General features: G+C 39.5%; 11 protein-coding genes and 4 pseudogenes. 1 reads left to right on the top strand and 14 read right to left on the bottom strand.

The features are described from left to right. Window positions 1-15 precede the first annotated feature (15 nt). The 8 genes and pseudogenes from lpdA to ACIQ0H_RS05325 form a co-directional block, all read right to left on the bottom strand. Complete coding sequence (gene lpdA / locus ACIQ0H_RS05360; protein WP_403411960.1) at window positions 16-1,443, bottom strand: dihydrolipoyl dehydrogenase; 1,428 nt, start codon at window positions 1,441-1,443, stop codon at window positions 16-18. A gap of 27 nt (window positions 1,444-1,470) precedes the next feature. Beyond that, a complete protein-coding gene (gene buk, locus ACIQ0H_RS05355; protein ID WP_403411957.1) occupies window positions 1,471-2,571 on the bottom strand; it encodes a butyrate kinase in 1,101 nt (366 codons plus the stop codon). Window positions 2,572-2,593: 22 nt separating this feature from the next. Continuing rightward, window positions 2,594-3,688: a Leu/Phe/Val dehydrogenase gene (locus tag ACIQ0H_RS05350; protein ID WP_403411954.1), complete on the bottom strand. Its 1,095-nt coding sequence runs from the start codon at window positions 3,686-3,688 to the stop codon at window positions 2,594-2,596. Between the two features lie 65 nt (window positions 3,689-3,753). After that, window positions 3,754-4,659, bottom strand: a complete 906-nt coding sequence (gene yqiS, locus ACIQ0H_RS05345; RefSeq protein WP_403411951.1) for a phosphate butyryltransferase — start codon at window positions 4,657-4,659, stop codon at window positions 3,754-3,756. Between the two features lie 28 nt (window positions 4,660-4,687). After that, window positions 4,688-4,822, bottom strand: a complete 135-nt coding sequence (locus tag ACIQ0H_RS05340) for a helix-turn-helix domain-containing protein (protein WP_403412387.1) — start codon at window positions 4,820-4,822, stop codon at window positions 4,688-4,690. 51 nt (window positions 4,823-4,873) lie between these two features. Beyond that, a pseudogene (locus ACIQ0H_RS05335) lies at window positions 4,874-5,602 on the bottom strand (sigma 54-interacting transcriptional regulator); the annotation flags it as partial. A gap of 57 nt (window positions 5,603-5,659) precedes the next feature. Beyond that, window positions 5,660-6,004: pseudogene (locus tag ACIQ0H_RS05330) on the bottom strand (PAS domain S-box protein); the annotation flags it as partial. A gap of 48 nt (window positions 6,005-6,052) precedes the next feature. After that, window positions 6,053-6,358, bottom strand: a pseudogene (locus ACIQ0H_RS05325) (PAS domain-containing protein); the annotation flags it as partial. A 487-nt stretch (window positions 6,359-6,845) separates the two neighbouring features. On the opposite strand from ACIQ0H_RS05325, the gene ACIQ0H_RS05320 reads away from it, so the two are divergent. Continuing rightward, window positions 6,846-7,094, top strand: a complete 249-nt coding sequence (locus ACIQ0H_RS05320) for a DUF2627 domain-containing protein (protein WP_403411948.1) — start codon at window positions 6,846-6,848, stop codon at window positions 7,092-7,094. Between the two features lie 33 nt (window positions 7,095-7,127). Here the strand turns inward: ACIQ0H_RS05320 and ACIQ0H_RS05315 are convergent, their stop codons facing one another. From ACIQ0H_RS05315 to ACIQ0H_RS05290, 6 genes and pseudogenes are all read right to left on the bottom strand, one after another. Beyond that, window positions 7,128-7,829 carry a glycerophosphodiester phosphodiesterase gene (locus tag ACIQ0H_RS05315; protein ID WP_403411945.1) on the bottom strand — a complete coding sequence of 234 codons (702 nt, stop codon included), beginning with the start codon at window positions 7,827-7,829 and terminating at the stop codon, window positions 7,128-7,130. After that, window positions 7,822-9,414, bottom strand: coding sequence for a flagellar assembly protein A (locus ACIQ0H_RS05310; RefSeq protein ID WP_403411942.1), 1,593 nt, complete (start codon window positions 9,412-9,414; stop codon window positions 7,822-7,824). Before ACIQ0H_RS05310 ends, ACIQ0H_RS05315 begins: the two co-directional genes overlap by 8 nt. Window positions 9,415-10,483: 1,069 nt before the next feature. Then, window positions 10,484-16,366: an NPCBM/NEW2 domain-containing protein gene (locus ACIQ0H_RS05305; protein WP_403411940.1), complete on the bottom strand. Its 5,883-nt coding sequence runs from the start codon at window positions 16,364-16,366 to the stop codon at window positions 10,484-10,486. 507 nt (window positions 16,367-16,873) lie between these two features. Beyond that, window positions 16,874-17,242 (bottom strand): annotated as a pseudogene (locus ACIQ0H_RS05300) (TasA family protein). A gap of 196 nt (window positions 17,243-17,438) precedes the next feature. After that, the gene (locus ACIQ0H_RS05295; RefSeq protein ID WP_403411937.1) at window positions 17,439-17,588 is read right to left on the bottom strand and encodes a hypothetical protein; all 150 of its coding nucleotides are present in this window, start codon (window positions 17,586-17,588) and stop codon (window positions 17,439-17,441) included. A 686-nt stretch (window positions 17,589-18,274) separates the two neighbouring features. Beyond that, entirely contained in the window at window positions 18,275-18,592 is a 318-nt protein-coding gene (locus ACIQ0H_RS05290) for a phage integrase N-terminal SAM-like domain-containing protein (RefSeq protein WP_403411934.1), read from the bottom strand. Between the last annotated feature and the right edge of the window lie 82 nt (window positions 18,593-18,674).

Raw genomic sequence — 18,674 nt, 5'->3', positions numbered from 1 at the left:
CACTAGAAAACCTATTTACATATGAATTGCTTTACCGTCCACTGCCAGTGCCGCCTCGCCCATCACTTCAGACAAAGATGGATGCGGGTGAATTGTGCTAGCCACTTCCCACGGTGTCGCATCAAGTACCATTGCAAGTCCCGCTTCTGAAATAAGATCCGTAACATGTGCACCAATCATATGGACGCCTAGAATATCGTCCGTTTTGTTATCCGCAACAATTTTAACAAAACCGTCCGAATTACCATTCACCAGTGCTTTACCGATTGCCATGAACGGGAACTTACCAACTTTGACGTCATATCCTTGTTCCTTTGCTTGCTTTTCCGTTATCCCCACGCTAGATGCTTCAGGATTAGAGTAGATACAACGTGAGATTTTCGTATAATCAATTGGCTCATTTTTCAAGCCTGCGATATGTTCTACTGCCGCAATTCCTTCATGGGAAGCCACATGCGCTAGTTGCAATCCACCGATAACATCACCAATCGCGTAGATATGATGTTCTTTTGTCTGGAATGTCGGTCTCGTCTTGATATAACCTTTGTCTACTTCTATTTCGGTATTGTCGATGCCAATTCCTTCTACATTTGCTTGTCGTCCAACAGATACTAGCATTTTTTCAGCAGTAAACGCTGTCGTTTCACCATTTATTTCGGCAGAAATGGTAACGGAGTCTGTAGTTTTTGTTAGCGTATCTGGTAGGACTTTCGCGCTTGTCACAAAAGTAATTCCTTTTTTCGTCAATAGCTTTTTCATTTCTTTGGAAATATCTTCGTCTTCAGTTGGAATAATGCGATCTGCGTATTCAACGACCGTTACATCTACGCCAAAGTCATTGAGCATGGACGCCCATTCAATACCGATGACACCACCACCGACGATAATGATCGATTGTGGAAGTTTTTCCATCGCTAATGCTCCGTCCGAAGACATGATTTGTTGTTCATCGATGTCCAAACCGGGTAACGTACGTGGTCTAGAGCCTGTTGCGATGATTAAGTTTTTCAAAATCAACATTTCATTTTCGTCGCCATTGTTCATTTCCACTGAAATGGTGCCTGGCATTGGCGAGAAAATCGATGGTCCGAGCATTCTGCCAAGTCCTTCAAAAACATCAATTTTACCCTTTTTCATAAGTGCCGTTACGCCGCTATGTAGCTGTTTAACAATACCTTCTTTACGTGCTTGCACCCGACTGAAATCGAGTGTTACTTCTTTTGTATCTACACCAAATGCTGCTGCTTGGTTTTTGGCAGTATCAAACACTTCAGCACTTTTCAGCAACGCTTTACTTGGAATACAGCCTTTATGCAAGCAAGTACCGCCAAGTTTTCCTTGTTCGACAAGTGCTGTTTTCAGTCCTAATTGCGCAGCGCGAATAGCGGCCACATAACCGCCTGTTCCGCCTCCCAAAATTACTACATCATATTCCCGCGCCATAGAAATGGCCTCCTTCACAACGACCCGTCAAGACGGGTAGATTTTAGCTGTTTCTTCACCAGAAAGAACGCGAATTGCACCTTCTGCAAGTGCTTGCAATTCATCCTCGCCTGGATAGACGACAATATCCGTAATCCAAGCGATTTTGGATGAAATATCTTCCACGAACCCTTTTCCGTACGCAAGTCCACCGGTCAGAATGATTGCATCCACTTGACCACGAAGCACGGTAGCCGCACTACCTACTTCTTTTGCAACTTGGTAGGCCATCGCTTCATACACAAGCTGAGCTTCGGCATCTCCGTTTTCAATCCGTTTTTCAACTTGTACAGCATCATTCGTTCCCAAATAGCCAACAAGGCCACCTTGACCGACAAGCTTTTTCATCACTTCATTGCGATACAATTTCCCTGAAAAACATAATTCAACGAGTGCCCCCGCTGGGACCGTACCCGCCCGCTCCGGGCTAAATGGGCCATCTCCATGTAGACCGTTGTTCACATCGATGACTTTGCCGAATTCATGTGCACCTACCGTAATACCCCCGCCCATATGGACAACGATTAACCGTAGATCTTCATACTTTTTACCGAGTTGTTTTGCATAACGGCGTGCAACGGCTTTCTGGTTGAGCGCATGGAAAATTGATTTCCGTTCAAGCGATGCAAAACCTGAAATGCGCGCAATGGGTGCAAGTTCGTCGACGACGACAGGATCGACGATGAATGCAGGAATATCCAATCCACCCGCGATTTCATTCGCCAGGATGCCTCCAAGATTCGAGGCATGTTGTCCAGAATATCCTTTTCTCAAATCCTCGATCATCGCGTCGTTGACGGAATAGGTACCGCCTTCGATCGGGCGGAGAAGTCCGCCACGACCGCAAACAGCGGAAAGTTCCGAAATACTGATTCCTTCTTTTTCAAGAGTTTCAAGAATAGTCTCTTTACGGAAACTAAATTGATTGATAACAGAAGGATATCGTGCAATTTCTTCTGATGAATGGCGTAAAGTAGTTTCAAGCAATAGTGTTTCGTTTTCATAGACGCCTATCTTTGTTGATGTGGATCCTGGATTGATGACCAAGACCCTGATTCTGTTATCATGCACAATAGAACCTCCTTCCATTTCAATCTTTGGTTATTGTCAATTAACGGTTTGATAAAACACTTTTTTCGTTTTGTAAAAACTGTTTACGTGATTTCGCTACGCGGGCAATGCGCTCTTCCGCAAGGCGGTCAGCAGCCACATACGTTGGAATATTATCACGTTTTGAGATTGCGAAGATTTTTAGGATTGTATCGTAAATACCTTCTACACGTTTCAATGCGCGTTCACGATTATAGCCAATCAACTCATCCGCAACGTTAATGACGCCTCCAGAATTGATAACATAATCCGGTGCATAGACAATGCCCATTTCATGGATTCTGTCGCCATGTTCAGGTTCTTTCAATTGATTGTTTGCCGATCCTGCGATCACTTTCACTTTCAATTGTGGAATCGTTTCGTCATTGATGATCGCGCCAAGTGCACATGGTGCGAAAATATCCGCTTCCTGTGAATAGATTTCATTGATGCCAACAGCTGTTGCACCAAATGCATTGACAACACGTTGAACCGCTTCTTCGTTGATGTCAGTTACAATCAGTTTCGCGCCTTCTTGGTGCAAGTATTCGCAAAGTGCATACGCAACGTTGCCGACTCCTTGTACTGCCACAACTTTATCTGTCAGTGAATCCGAACCAAATGCCTCTTTCGCAGCCGCCTTCATCCCTTGATAAATTCCGTAAGCAGTCACAGGTGAAGGATTACCCGAAGAACCTGAACCAGCAGATGTTCCCGTAACATAATTTGTTTCAAGATGAATCAAGTCCATATCCGCTTCGGTTGTACCCACATCTTCCGCTGTGATATAGCGACCGTTCAATCCTTCGATAAAGCGTCCAAATGCGCGGAACATTTCATCGTTCTTGTCTGTTTTTGGATTACCGATAATAACCGTCTTTCCTCCACCAAGATTTAAGCCCGCTGCTGCATTCTTGTATGTCATTCCGCGTGCAAGACGAAGTGCATCTTCAATTGCTTCTTCCTCACTCGCATACGTCCACATGCGTGTTCCACCTAATGCTGGTCCAAGTGTTGTATCGTGAATAGCAATAATCGCTTTCAATCCTGATGTTTTATCCTGACAGATAACAACTTGTTCATAATCATGGCTTTCCATATATTTAAAAAGTTCCATTGTGAATTTCCTCCTAGGGGTTTATATTATTTTTTTGTCCAAGCATCGAGCGCCCGAAATTTTGCTTATTTTACCGAAAGAATGGCTAGTGCTAATGAATACAGCTTACTTTCAGCGCTATCCGCCCTAGATGTTAGGACGATGGGTGCTTTGGCGCCTTGAATCACCGCACCAACCTTGGCATTTGCAAAATACATTAGTGATTTGTATAAAATATTACCTGCTTCAATGTTTGGGACAACTAGAATATCTGCTTTACCTGCTGTGTCGCTCGTAATCCCTTTTTGTATAGCCGCCTGTTCAGAAACCGCATTATCCAATGCAAGGGGTCCGTCGACAATACATCCAGTGATTTGCCCACGCCTATTCATAACGACAAGCGATGCGGCATCTGTTGTTGGTGTCATTATAGGATTGATCGTCTCGATTGCCGCAAGCGGTGCAACGATCGGTTCTTTGACACCACAAGCATGTGCAGTTGCAACCGCATTGCGAATAATTTGCGCTTTCGCTTCAAGGTCAGGAGCAATATTCATCGCAGCGTCTGTCACAAACAGCAACCGGTCATAACCCGGCACCTCAAAGGCTGCGACATGTGATAGCACTTTACCTGTCCGTAATCCATATTCACCATTCAATACAGCCTTCAGGATAATAGACGTCGCTACATTCCCTTTCATCACGACGTGTGCCCATCCGCTTGAAACCGCTTTCACAGAAAGGTTCGCTGCTTGGACCCCGTCATCTGCATGATGAATACTAATGTTTTCATCCTCTAGCAAATGCGGAAATTCCGTTTTGATCAACATTTTCAAGCGATTTTCATCATCGTACAATAAGAATGAGGCGATTCCCTTTGCGATGGCGCCGCTAACGGCTTCTAGAACTGCCCGATCTGCTGCTGATGCAACAGCGACAACCGGTCCTTTTTTCGATGCAGCCCGCGTAATGAGTAAATCGAGTGTAACCATCGTGTTGTCCTCCTTTACTGGGTAGCTCTTAAACGAGGCTAAATTTTTCAAGTTTATAGTACAAAGATCGAAGCGAAATGCCTAGCCTGTTGGCTGTTAGTGATTTGTTTCCATCATTTTCACGGAGGGCTGTTTCAAGGATTGTTTTTTCATAATCATCCATGATTGAAGCAAGTGTGCTTTTTTCCGGAAGTAACGGTTCCTCGTCTTTATCTTCCCTTTGCGAAAAGGATTTCACTATATCATCTAGTCCAATGACGACTTCCCCTGAATCCATAAAAATCATAGCTCGACTAAGTACATTCTCAAGTTCCCGCACATTCCCTGGCCAGTCATACTGCTTGAGCCGTTCCAGCGCCTCATCAGTCATTTTCTTAATGTTCATCCCGAATTCTTGATTCAGTTTCACAAGCAAATGGCCAACAATCAATGGGATATCTTTTGTGCGGGAGCGAAGTGGTGCAATTTGGATGGCAATTCGATTGAGGACATAATAGAGTTCTTCATTAAATGTACCTTCATGCATCGCCTTTTCCAAGTTCTTCGATGTCGCCGTAATGATTCGAACGGATAGGTGTGCAGAGCCACTAGCGATTATCCCATCAACTAAATAGGTCAGTAGCCTCTCTTGTGCTGCAAGTGGCAGGTCCGCGACTTCGTCTAGGAACAACGTGCCTTGATGCGATTCCTCGAACAAACCTTGACTTCTTCCTAGTTCTTCTTGAGATTCGTTCACGCTCGGTCCAAATAATTCCAACTCTAATGTAACCGGATTCATTGTGGCACAATTGACACGAATGAACTTATGAAATCGTCGGTTGCTACTGCTATGAATGGCATGTGCGAACAATTCTTTTCCTGTTCCCGTTTCTCCACGTAGCAAGACAGGCACCTCAGATTTGGCAGCTAATTTAGCCTGTTCAATCGAAATCTCAATATCCGATGAACCGCCAAAAATATCTTCGAATGTATAAGTTGCTTCCAGTTTTCGAATAATCGTTCGGGCACGGTCCAGTTCTTTCATCAAATTGCGCATCTCAGTGATGTCATGAATCACACCGACGCTACCCTTTATTTGTTGGTCAACGATAATTGGGGCAACATTGACAACTACTTCGCGATTATTCTCACCAATACGCATATTAACACCACGGACAGGCTTTCTTGTCTGTAGTACTTTCATATGAATGCTTTCGCCTTCATTGATATCGGCATTGGCAGGCTGGCCAACAATTTCATCTTCTGATAAACCCGTAATCCGTGTATAAGCAGGATTAACAAGAATTCCGTTGCCATGATCATCGACGACTGAGATGGCATCATCACTAGAATGAATAATCGCTTCCAACATCGTCTTTACTTTGTTGAGGTCCGTTATTTCTTCCGCAAGTGCAACGACCTCTGAAATATCTTTGAACACTGCAAACGCGCCAACACTTTTCCCATCAAAATCAATTAAAGGAAATCGAGAAGTAACGATTTTCAAACCATTGGCAAGCACCAATTCTCGATTCAACTCCGACCTACCCGTATGTAAAGTGTTTGGTAACTCGGATAGTGGGATAACTTCTAAGATCGGCCTACCTATAGCCTTTTCTACCGAAACCCCAACCATTCGGGAGGCACTTTTATTAAAAAAGTCGACAGTACCATCTTTGTTGATGGCAATCATACCTTCTTCAATGGAATCGAAGATCATCTGTTGCATATGCATTTCCGCTTGAATCTGTTTAATATACTCTCCATTCTCCTCTAGTAGGTTTACAAGGAGATTTGCGACAGACCCAGGTATCAATACGGTTTGGGCAGGTCTTGCTTTCAACAGTTGAGCGAATTCCGCTTTGTTTCCAGTCACGTCGAAAATGATGTGCAGATCATCCGTTAGATACTGTCTCCAATCCGTTCCGTACGCAACGCCTAGCTTTTTTGCTTGAATTATTCCTGGTGCTTGGTCATCAGTATCGATGATTGCTCTAACATTCATGAATTCTAAGTTTTGGAGAAGGTCCAGTATTATAGATCCGCCTGTGCCCGCCCCGACAATGAGAACGTTTTGCAAGGGTATTCATTCTCCTCTTTTAAATCATGCAATCTTTTGCAATTACAAACCAATCATACATGATTGTTCTCTTCTTGACAATAAAATATGACAAGGTAAAATTAGATTCGTTAAGGAGATGTGATTTATGGCGCGTCTAGCAGCTTTTATCGTCTTGCTAATCCCTGGCCTATTTGCGGCTGGTGGAATAAAGCTTATGAGGGATTCAATTTTCGGAATATTATTCAAACCATTCCCGTTCATTTGGCTTCAGTTTATCGTCGGGTTACTCTTTTGCGCCGCTGGTCTTGCATTTTTTGCAGGCTTCCTATTGCGACGTGATCGAAAAAATGGACGTGTACAAGGTCGATTTGAAAAAAAACAACAAAAAGACTAAGACAATTCCACATGTCTTAGTCTTTTTGTTAGGCTAAAAACGATCTGGATAATCCGTAATCCAACCGGCGATATACGGGGGAGGATTATTCGCCATGTCCTCTTGCCCAGTCATGCCATAGACACGAATTTTTTTGCCAGATTGAATCAATTTACTTAAATAGGGTTCTTTCAAGAATTTCTTACTTACATGGAAACTATCCGCATGAACATACTGCTCGAGATGGTCCCAATCCACACCCTTCTTACGTAGCAAATAAGCTGTTTCAATTGTTGCATCCAGTTCTTTTATTTTTTCAAGTAAGTTGTAATCAAATGAGGAGAAATGAAAATTATCCAAAAGAGTAGCAATATCGACAATTTGCTTTATCGTTTCAGGATGTTCTGATACAGTTTCTTTCAATTCAATATTCAGAATTAGACCATGCTGTTCGCTGAACGTCACTGCCTCAAGCAATGTCGGAATCCGATGCCCATGGAATAGGCGACTAATTTTTTTACCCACCCGCACGTTAGCGATTTCTTGACTTGTCATGGACGATATCGGTTGACGAATGCCAGCAAGCCTTGCAAGATCAGGGTCATGGATCACAATTGGCACGCCGTCCTCCGTCACTTGGACATCTAATTCAATCCCATTCGCACCTTGGGCCAGCGCTTTTTCAAACGCCGGCATCGTATTTTCAAATCGATCAGCAGATGCTCCACGATGTGCAAAAACGTTTGGTCTAGACATTCAAAACGCCATCCCGGAGTTCAAAAATACCTTTAGCTGAATCATAAAGTGTGGCAACTCTTGCTTCAACCTGAATGACAGCCCCAGGATATGCTTCCTTTGTCACTTCGATTTGCGCAGGAACAGCATGTTTAATCTTGTGTATTCCTATTTGAATCCCTCGATCGAGTTCTTGAATGGCTGTTCGATTTAATTCAATCGTTTCTAGAGTCTTCTGATAAGCTTGTGCCTGCGGTCCCCTTGCACCAACCGCTACTTTTTCGAATTGGACGGCGTGCTGTTCCAATCTGTCGAGAATTCCTTGGCGCTCCTTCAAATCCCGCGCCATCTCTTGAATTTCTTTATATAGGACATCCTTATTAATCCCCTTTGCATGAAGATTGGTCGTACGCCCATGATTGTTACCCGCATATGCACATTCAATACGAAACAGTGCTTCAATAGTACCACCGATAATTTTCCCTCTATTTTTGTCTACAAAGACACGCTCTGCAACTACATCTGTTCCGATTAAGTAAAGGCCCGTATGAACGTTCGTGCCATACAATTTGCAATTATTCGCGTGTTTAATGAAAATATCACCTTTTGCCTCGACAATTGTCTCGCCGCCGCCGAATACGCCACCTTTTATGTAAATATCGCCTTGTAAGGATTGGATTTCTTTGGCATTGGTAACGCCTTCATTTCCCTCTATGGAAATATCACCCGTTGCTTTCACCGAATAGCCCGCAAGTACAGTTCCATAGATAGTGACGGCACCATCAAACGTAATCGATCCCGTTTCCGGCCCCACATCACCGTCAATCGTCAGTTGCTTGCCTATGCCAATGACACCATTCGTATATTCCAATGCGCCGCCATGTGTTGCGCGAAGGATAATTTTGTTTGCTTCCACTTCTTCGTTTATGGCTTTACGATCATAGAACAGTTTCTTATCATTCCCTCTACGTGCTGGTAGGGTGTTGCCATAAATATCTTTACCATCAATACCATCCTGAGGAAGAACTTTTTCTCCCATCCAATCACCTTGTTTTACAGGGGTGACAAAATTCATCTCATAATAATCAGCCGATCCATCTTCACGAATAACTGGTTTTCGTTCAGGTATTTCAATATATGTGATAACCGCATCTGCACCTTGTTCTGGCTGTGTTCCAATAGCAGCAATCAGTGGTTCTCCAGGTATAAACGGCACATCCTCAAGTGATTTCCGACCATAAATGATGCCTGCTTCATCCAATGCCTGGTTGACCTGCTGCAGGATTATCTGTTTATTCCCTTCAAATTCCACTATAGACATATTGATAGTTAGTTGAGCGCTCATCTTGTCAGATGCAACAAACACCTCAAAATCGGGAAGCCAGCTACCAATAACATGCTCCCCATCTATCTCTGTCAGTGCCGTACGCAAATTAGCAAACGAAGAAATTTTTATGCGGGGATATTGTTTTGTGATAGCATCAAATGATTTCAGTGGAAAACCACTTTTTTTTGAACGAACTAACACTTTTCCATCTTGTACGAATAGATCAAAATATTCATTTTCAATCAACAAAAATGCTTCACCCTTTCTCTCTATACACATTATAGTGTATTTCAAAACTTTTAGTTAAAGTTTTAGGATTTTAGTCATAATCAATTACGCCTGGGCGTAATTGCGTCCAGATTTCGAATCGAGTTTGATGCCTACAGGGTGTAGGTCATGCAACCATAGCCACAGGACTCTGCGAACTTAGGTCGCCTTCCATTATGCTTTCAGCTGGTGTCTTCCTTTTAATTTAGAAAAAATGCCTACTGACGAAAATAACTTTCCGTAAGTAGGCATGTCATCTATACGATTATATTATATTCAACCAACTCGCCATATGTGCCTAACGAATATTGTCAGCGATCATTGCGATGAACTCAGAACTTGTTGGTTTGAATTGGAAAAGATAATGTAGCCTGTGTTTCTTCTCCAGTATTTATAGATCTGCCACAGCACCCCTATAAACAGATTCCATTTTCCACTGCATATTCTCCCACATCCCTGGCACTCCTTAATTTCTTCAAAAAAACGCCTTCTTTATATAAAAGAACTTTTTTAGCATTCGGCCGATCATGATTATTCTTTATCCATTTTTCTCCCCTTTGAGAATTCCCGATAATTTTACCTTTACCTCTTCGCTTGATCTTCTTCCAATAGAGATATTAAATCTATACTGATTGATCGCTTTATTTTAGCCTGTAAACTCTTCCTCATATGAATATATTTCTTTTTCGACTTCAAAGTAGTTTATAATGCTTTTTTCTAATGGACTGTTTTTTCATCATAAAAAGGTATTCATCCCACCTGCTGTTCAAATCACAGTATCTGTAATTTGAACCCTTTCCCCAATAAATTACTCTCTATGTCCGTTTGTCTTTATGCAGATAGACATACTATTTCATAAAAAATCACCCCACCAACATTTATATCCTGCAGCGAGGATTTGTACAGAATAAAATTTAGAATGCATGTTAGAAATTTCACTTCTCCAATCAAAAAAAACAGCACAAGCCCAAAATATAAAAAAGTGCATCTTACCGGCGTGGAACACGAATGGCCGCCTATTACGATTTTCTCAATCGAATAGACGGCTACCTTTATTTTTTCTACATGCTACAGGGGTGTCTTACCTATCAAACTTATGCCACTTTTTAATCAATGCATCAGCATCTGACTTAAGTGCGTTATACGCCTTCTCGGAAATTAATTCATTTTCTTTCTGATGAATAAGTAACAGTTTAAAGCCTTCCATATGCTTAACGACCTTCTCAACAGCTTCTTGCTTTTCATATAAATTTACTGCCGTCAAATGTAGTTTTAAGGATTGGGCAGCACTAGCATTCTTGAACTCCCCTTCCTTTTCGAAATCCTCTATAAGCGATATCATTGCAGCACTTGAGTTATTTTTCAACCCATCAATGGCACTCTGTAATGCTACTAGAGCTACATTTAACTCTTCCTCTGTTTCTATTGTTGATAGAGCTGATTTTGCTGCCTTAATAGCAATTTGTAATGATTCATAGGAAGATTCTGTATATGTTCCATCATCATTCGAAATTGCCTGAGCCATTTCGATTAAGTCCTGTAATTCTGTAACATCCACTTCTGGTTCCGTTCCTTTAACCTCCAATTGTTCAACAGCAGTTGTTAATGCATCTAGGGCATCATCAATCATTGCTTGTGTCAGTATTTCTTCTTCAAGTACTTTCTTGGCTGCGTTTAGTGCATCAATAAATGCATTCCATGATTGATCTGTATAATTTTCATTCTTTCGATTCTCTTCTTTTTCTACTAAACTTTTCAATTTACTCTTGTCTACATTTTCATTTGGGTGACTTTCTAGCGGCTTCAAGAATTTTGCATCCGCCCAGTTCGCATGATCATTATAATTGTTTTCAATCTCATCAACATACAATTTAATTTCTTTTGCATCTTGAACATCAATAGAGACGAACTTCATTGCATCATCTTCATTCATTTCCTTAGAATCAAATTTTTCAACACCATCTACATAGACATAGAAACGAATCGAACTCGGAACATTTCCTTGGGCAGTTTGCACATAGTCAACTCCGATGTAAGATTCAAATTTCTCCATGCCTTTCCCATCAATATTGTAAACAATAGTCGAAGTCGCATGCGCGCCTAATCCCTTTTCAAAGGTTACTACTTCACCTAATTCATTAGTAAGCCGCAATGGAGCTCCACTTGTTGCTACATCATATTTTAATACATCATATCCATTCTCATTAAATTCTTCTTTCAAGTCAGAAGCATAGACAACACCATTTGCAGTAACATTCATTTTATATACTTTTTTTGTTTTACCATCGTTGCCCGTAACTTCCACTGTAATAGGGTTGTCACCTTCGTATAGCTTAAATGTGGCTGATACAGTACCTCTGGCTTCAGCTTCTTCATGAAGACTATACATACGAATAGTGGCTTCCTTGATTTCAGTTGTAGCATTAAGTGTAATGGTATTTTTATTTGTTGAAATTTCATATTCCGTTTTATCCGAGTCAAATGCTGGCGTTAAAAATTCATTGTCTACAGATAGATCAAGTAGATTTGCATTATCCTCAGAATTCAAAATAACATGTAGCGTATAGTATTGATTTGTCCATAAATCTTCGGCTTGATTGGCAATAATAATTGTATTCTTCCCTTTATTTAAAGTACTACTAGCTTGATGAGAATCAATACGTTTATTATTGATTGTTATACTAGTTCTTTGATCTTTTTCAATATCGTTAGAGACTGCAACGTTAAAATCTGCTGCATCTTTTGGGGTAATATTTATAACATAGTCTGTTTTAGTAGCATCAAAATCATGGAGCGGTTTTCCATTAATCTCAATACCTTTTATGTCCGCGTCATTGTACCCGCTACGATAAACATATATTTTCACATATCTTGTTGTTTCGCCGTCAGCTGCGGTAATCTTTGCATAAAACGCATTCAAACCACTGGTAAGATTTACATCCGCTTTAAATTCATTTTTTTGTTTACTTTGATTCTCTACAGCAATATCAAAAAATGAACGTGTTACAGAAATAGAACTTACTCCATCATCTGCTTTAATACTTAAAGGTACGATGTTTTCATTATCTTGTAGGGCAATATAATAACTATCTGTTCCATCAACAATCTCTGTATCAAGCATGTGATCATTTACAGAGATTTCCTTTATATGGTTGTCACTGCTTTCAATGCTATCTACATTCAATGTGTAGACTGTATTTTCATTACGTACAATTCGCACAATCCCGTCTTCTGGAACCGTTATATTTAAATAATTTTCATTCGTCGCTTCTGCCAATATATTTCCTTTAGAATCCTCTACTTTTGTATACAATCCTGTGTCTTTCGCACTGTAAGCAATATGCAATGTGCGGTATCCAGCTGGTATCGCCCAATTATATTCAAATGCATCAGAATTAAATTCCTTAACTTGTAATCCATTTAGATATAAGTTGGAAATCTGTACATTTTCACCATTTTCCCCTGTTACTTGAACAGTATTACTTTCAACTGGTTTACCAATTTTCCCTCTTGCATCTACTGGATAAACCTTTACCTTTAAAGTTCCAGTATACCTTGGAGCAAATGAAGGAGTATCCGTATACATCACCTCTTCAAAACCATTGTGAGTAGTAGTCCATTCAAAAAGACTTTTGGATTCCTTATCATTATCCAAATCCTCATATTCATAGGATACAGTTGTAGATTCTTCGACAATTATATCTTTTAATTTTACATTATTAACAGTAGGGCGTGCATTTTCTTCAGCTTCAAACATTGGAATAGCGGATTGTTTCATCAGGTCCGCACTATCCAATTCTGAGGCTTTAGCAATACGTAATTCGCCAAATTGAGCAGTTATGGGTACATTTCCTTGTTTCCATGCTGCCATTGCAATTTTATATTTTTTATCTAAGAAAGACGCATCAAATGTATGGGCCACTTTCCAGTTACCATCGGCAGCTACATAACTCATTGTGGCTGTATTTTCTTGGACTGCAATTTCTAAAATTGTTGAAGCCAATCCATTGTCTGCCGTCTTTCCAGCATTTTCTTGTGCAGATGCGTTATTTTCAAATACTGTTGTAATGCCATCCATGTGGGCTTTCTTCCCAACAGAGATATAATTATTTCCATCTTTATATAACATTACCCCAGCGTTATTCCATCCCTCGCCTCTTTCAGGTAATCCTTTCACAGTCACTTGCACACGAAAATCATCCTTCATTGCGTCCGGGATATTATAAGCAATAATATTGTTAACATCTGATTTCCCTGCAAAAAGATCTCCAGCTTCACCAGTTATTGATACACTGTCACGATCAACACCTGACCATGTGGCTGCATTTTCCCTTTCTATTGTAAAACTTTCTCTATTGAATTTTTCCTGACTTCCGTATGTTTTGTCAAAACTATTTACTACTAATACAGAAGATACCCCTGTTTCGTTGGTTGCTCGAATAAGAACGATACCTTCTTTTAAGGCTGTATATATACCATTCTCAACTTTCCCAGCATTTGATATTTTGCCCGAAACCGGGTCTAAAACTTGAATGGATGAAGCTTCACCTTTCACCTTTACTGGCGTTGTTTCACCTTCATTTTTCAACCAACTATTTTCCACCGATATATCAAGTGTTGATTCTCCATTATTGCCCACTGTTACATGAAATACATTTGATAGAAACATAGTTCCATTCCATTCATAGTACGCAACAATATCAGCTTCAGCACCATTCTTCAGTCCGACAACCTCTCCATATTCATCTACATATGCTACTGATGGATCAGAAGAGATATATTGAATCTTATCCGCTGCAGAAGTTGTATTGTTCCCACCATTCATGGTCAATCCCATATCTTTATTTGTAACTTCTTCCTCATCCATTTCAGATGTTGATATGTTCATATTAAATCCATCATCATAGGTATTGCCTGAAATCAAAATATCACGGCTATTTTTAAATTTAAATAGTTCTTTTGGTAAAGTAGCTTCACTAACATCGACTTGTAATGGTAATCTGTCTCCCGTAGCTACATGATTTGTGATTGCAGATAGTTTAATCCCAATATTAGGATTGTCACGTATAATACGGTTGTTTGTAATTTTCATTCCTTGAACAGATTCTGCCGTTACAACATTGTCATTCGCCATATGGAATGTATTCCCATCAATCGTTAGATTGCGGTGTACCAAATCATCTGTCTTCGGGGGAGCTGAAGATGAACCATCTAATTTTCTCCAGTTCCATGGTCTTATCGTTACTGGGTCAACATAGATACCCGATACATTGCCCCATTCAGTCTGTCCGGTTGGACGAATAAAAAATTCATTATTTCTAATCGTCATGTTACGAATAGGGCCTGATTCATACCAGTAATCGGCATCATTTGATAAATAAATATTGGCCATCGTCATATTTTCAAAAATATTATCTTCTATTATTACAGGTTTTCTAGTTGTTGTTAGTATTCCACGAGTGGGTATACTCTTCATTTTATTCCCCTTGATAGTAACCGTTGGTGTATAGGTAACATTTTCAGCAACATATAGAGGCTCAGTTTTCCAGTCTCCACTACGATTGACCTGGATTTTTTCAGTTAGTTGTTCTAAAAGAGCTTTGTCAAATTCTTTCTCAAACGTGACAATCTCTGTGCGCCAATCAAGTGTTTTACTATTATAGTCTTCTCCAGGACCAATAGAGGATGCAACTTTAAAAGCTGTTTGCTCATCCAATCCTTCTGGTAACTCTAAGTAAGTCCGCGAGTAAAACATAACTTCATCACCCGGATGGAATTGCTGGAATCCGCCCTGCTGACTATGGATATAAGCCATTTTTAGGGTTTTACTATCAATAACTTCCTCTACTCGCATATAAGTACCATGAATATTTATAGGATCGTCATGAGCTATTGAAAAGTTACAATTTATTACATTCATATATCCGCCTACACCAGCCGCGTGGATTTGGTCTGCGTTACTTGTAGTATATTTACCCGACCCAAAACGCGGAAGGAAATTAACGCTATTAAACTCAATGTCTTTACTCATCTGTACTAACCAACCAAATCCTGACAGATAATGAACATCAATGTTCTCTACATGGACTTTTTCACTTTCCCAGAAAAGCGCCCCTGCTGTTCTACGTTGTGCAGAGTTAGTCAGCAGAAATATATTACCTACTTCTTGGGCATTTGGCCGTGCCGTTTCATAAGTAAAGCGCAGTGCATTTTCTCCTATATCTTCTATAGTTGCCACTCCATTAAAAGGATCTGAAATGTTTTTTCCATCTACGTATTTTTGATGGCGACTAACAGTCTGATCATGCCCATTGTAAATGACCAAGTAGGCTCCAAAAGAGTCTCTTCCTTCCCAATATGGTTTACCCGTCTGGGAATTTATATCTCCTTGCCAAGTAATATGTTTTTTATCTTCACTAATTTGATAATTGTAATTCTCTGGGACATAGAGATCCGTATAAGGTTTTCCATTTGCTCCATCCCCATGACCAATTACGGTTAAGTCTACAGTATCAGCATCTTTATAATCTAATACATAGTTTTTCAAGGTTATATTTTTACTTTTAATCACTGCAATCGCCATGACATCTCCATGCATGATGAATTTGGAATCATTGCCATCAAGTGTTAGATTCTCTTGTTCTTCAATCAAGATTGAAATCCATTTATTTGGATTAGATAAACTACTAGTATTTGATGTATGTACCATCTTTTCAGTAGCATTTTCTTTATAAAAATGATATTCCCCTTTCGGAAAATCCAACGTAACAGGACCTTGTATTTTCTTTGTCTCTTCAAGAGCAGCAACGATTGCTTTGGTACTATCCGTTTTTCCGCTAGGATCTGCACCAAACTTGGTGACATCAATAACAGTTCCTTTTACCGATGCAGAAACAGGTTGGTAATCTACAATAATTAATGTGAAGATCATACAAATTGACAGAAATATCCTTAATGACTTCATTTAATTTCCCCCTTTTATTTTCGTATACTCTCGGCATTCCTGAGACAGATGGTTCATATTTTTTTCTGATTCTCCCCCTTTATACTTTTCCCTCCATTAAAAAAGAGTGATTTTTCAGTTAGTTTATCCGATAGTAATTACAACACTTACGAGACGTCTTGTTCTGCCAAGTACAGACGAACCTACCACAAAATCAATAAAGTCCATCTGCAATTGTTCTCAAAAATGGCAGGAGAAACAGATACATGGATTCTCGGTACTTACATCAAGAAAATGAATTGGCACCTCTTAAGGAGCACTTTTTTCCGAAGATAGCATATTCACAATTTTTTTGAACAATAAATAACTAAAACTTCTTTGATATGCCTTTGTTGAAAAACCCTATGAACATAACCACCTCCCTATCTGATTCGCTCTAATAACAGTAAATTTATAGAAGCTTATTTGATTTTTTTAGAAATTCCGATTGTCTTCGTGTCTATAGATATTTTTCCCACCAGTTGCTTGTTATGCATTGAAGGTCCTTTTTAACTGTAGATAATCCCCGTGAAATTCATTTTGGTCTTCGTCATTATCTATGAAACTAAACTTCACAACTAGATCCTCTTTCCTCTGGATGGAAGTCCTTTTTCTCCAAATTTCAGGTAAAATATATGCTCATACATAACTTCCCAACTTATACCTTTTAATTCAGCCAATGCAGTTGTAATTAACCATATCAAACTTGTCCACATTGCATAAAAACTCTACTTCGATAAATTTTCCAAGATTCACTGTATTATTACTTTCTGAATCAACCACATAATAATACGTGTCCATAAATACTTTTTTTAGGTAAATTATACACAATCTTGTGAATAATTTATAATTTAACACATGATGGAGATTATGTCTATGAAGGGGTTATTTACCACCCCGAAAAAACACATTGCTGAAATGCCCTGTTTCATTATTTTTTGATTATAGATCCCTGGCAAGGAATGGATTTGAAAAACTGTTGCTAATTTCATTCGTGTTGCTAAAAATAAGTTATAATGGGCAAAAAAAAAAGAAGAGCCGTGAAAACTTGAATTTAATCAAGAATCACTGGCTCATTTGTTTCATTGTCTTCTTTTCGCAAATCCTTACAAATCTCAAACGCTTTCGCTCGTGCTTCTACGGATGATGCAGCTTCCACTTCGATAATACGGCCACCGAAAATAAAGTTGTAGTGTTTTAACATTTGTCTCTCTCCTTTATTAATAAATTGAGTAGTCCTTTAATACGGTTTTTTCTTTCATTATTTTCTAGTTCTTCTTATGTTTTTTTCGTTGCTTCCAGATATTCATCATAATCAACACCTGCATGTTACCAGACTCTGACAACTATCCAATAAGTAGGATCAATGACTTCTTTCTTTACTATAATCTTATTAAATAGTCCTCTATTTGGTTTCATTAGAATGGGACACCTATCAGCAACATCTTTCGCTAATTGATCAGATATTTTTCTTTGCTACTGATGATTTATTAGATAGTGCTACGATCCAATTTAAGACCAGTTGATATCCCCACAACATAAATAACTCATTTTCATCTATGAAAAGCCTAGAAAGAGCCTGTGTGGCCTCACCTTGATATTTCAAGCTTGTCCTTAAATGACACCAAGCTAAATCAACAGCTCTGTACGTGGAGCATCAATTTTTGCAGTTGACAATTCTTTTTCTTTTCTCACCTACGATTTACCATTCTTTTTAAACCATTCAGGAACGATATCATGCTTTTTACTTTTCTTAGGAGTTGATTTTTTCTTTTCAACTGGGCTGAATAATTGTTTAACCCTTCTGCACTTTTCTATTAAGAGAGAGCTGGGTGTCCAAACCAAGTTGCTCTTTTTTATTATATCATTTAGTTGAATATTCGAACACCTTTATTTTTCCAACTTGCTAATGGTGAAACTATTTTCCAGCTCAGTTCTACCATCAGGATTGTTGAATTTCCGACTCTTCTCATTACCGACAATCGTGTACTTCCCTCTCTCTTGAACATACATGACGTATTGTCGAATATGGGCTGGTTTTACCTTCTCTAGGTCTTCAATCTTATGCTTCCTCCATAGATAAACTAGGAACAGCTTAAGTGATTGAATATATAACTTGAGAGTTTTCTCGGACAGGTTCTTTGATTCACAATGAAGAAGGAAATCTTCTCGGTAAAACTCAATTTCCGGTAGCTTTATTTTCCCCACCTGTTTCTGGACGTCAAAAAACCAACTAATCTAATAATTAGTCGGCTTGTTGAGTAGTAGTTTATAGGCTTTGAAATTAAAT

Source organism: Sporosarcina sp. NPDC096371 (genome assembly GCF_044762865.1).
Taxonomy (GTDB): Bacteria; Bacillota; Bacilli; order Bacillales_A; family Planococcaceae; genus Sporosarcina.
Note: the sequence above shows the minus strand (reverse complement) of the source record. Positions and strands in the feature narration are given on the sequence as shown.

Excerpts from the sequence above, each read along its gene's own strand:
- buk (WP_403411957.1), bottom strand. The coding sequence starts at position 2,571 with ATGGAAGGAGGTTCTATTGTGCATGATAACAGAATCAGGGTCTTGGTC.
- ACIQ0H_RS05305 (WP_403411940.1), bottom strand. The coding sequence starts at position 16,366 with ATGAAGTCATTAAGGATATTTCTGTCAATTTGTATGATCTTCACATTA.
- ACIQ0H_RS05320 (WP_403411948.1), top strand. The coding sequence starts at position 6,846 with ATGGCGCGTCTAGCAGCTTTTATCGTCTTGCTAATCCCTGGCCTATTT.
- yqiS (WP_403411951.1), bottom strand. The coding sequence starts at position 4,659 with ATGGTTACACTCGATTTACTCATTACGCGGGCTGCATCGAAAAAAGGA.
- ACIQ0H_RS05310 (WP_403411942.1), bottom strand. The coding sequence starts at position 9,414 with ATGTGTATAGAGAGAAAGGGTGAAGCATTTTTGTTGATTGAAAATGAA.
- ACIQ0H_RS05340 (WP_403412387.1), bottom strand. The coding sequence starts at position 4,822 with ATGGATGATTATGAAAAAACAATCCTTGAAACAGCCCTCCGTGAAAAT.
- ACIQ0H_RS05315 (WP_403411945.1), bottom strand. The coding sequence starts at position 7,829 with ATGTCTAGACCAAACGTTTTTGCACATCGTGGAGCATCTGCTGATCGA.
- lpdA (WP_403411960.1), bottom strand. The coding sequence starts at position 1,443 with ATGGCGCGGGAATATGATGTAGTAATTTTGGGAGGCGGAACAGGCGGT.
- ACIQ0H_RS05350 (WP_403411954.1), bottom strand. The coding sequence starts at position 3,688 with ATGGAACTTTTTAAATATATGGAAAGCCATGATTATGAACAAGTTGTT.
- ACIQ0H_RS05295 (WP_403411937.1), bottom strand. The coding sequence starts at position 17,588 with ATGTTAAAACACTACAACTTTATTTTCGGTGGCCGTATTATCGAAGTG.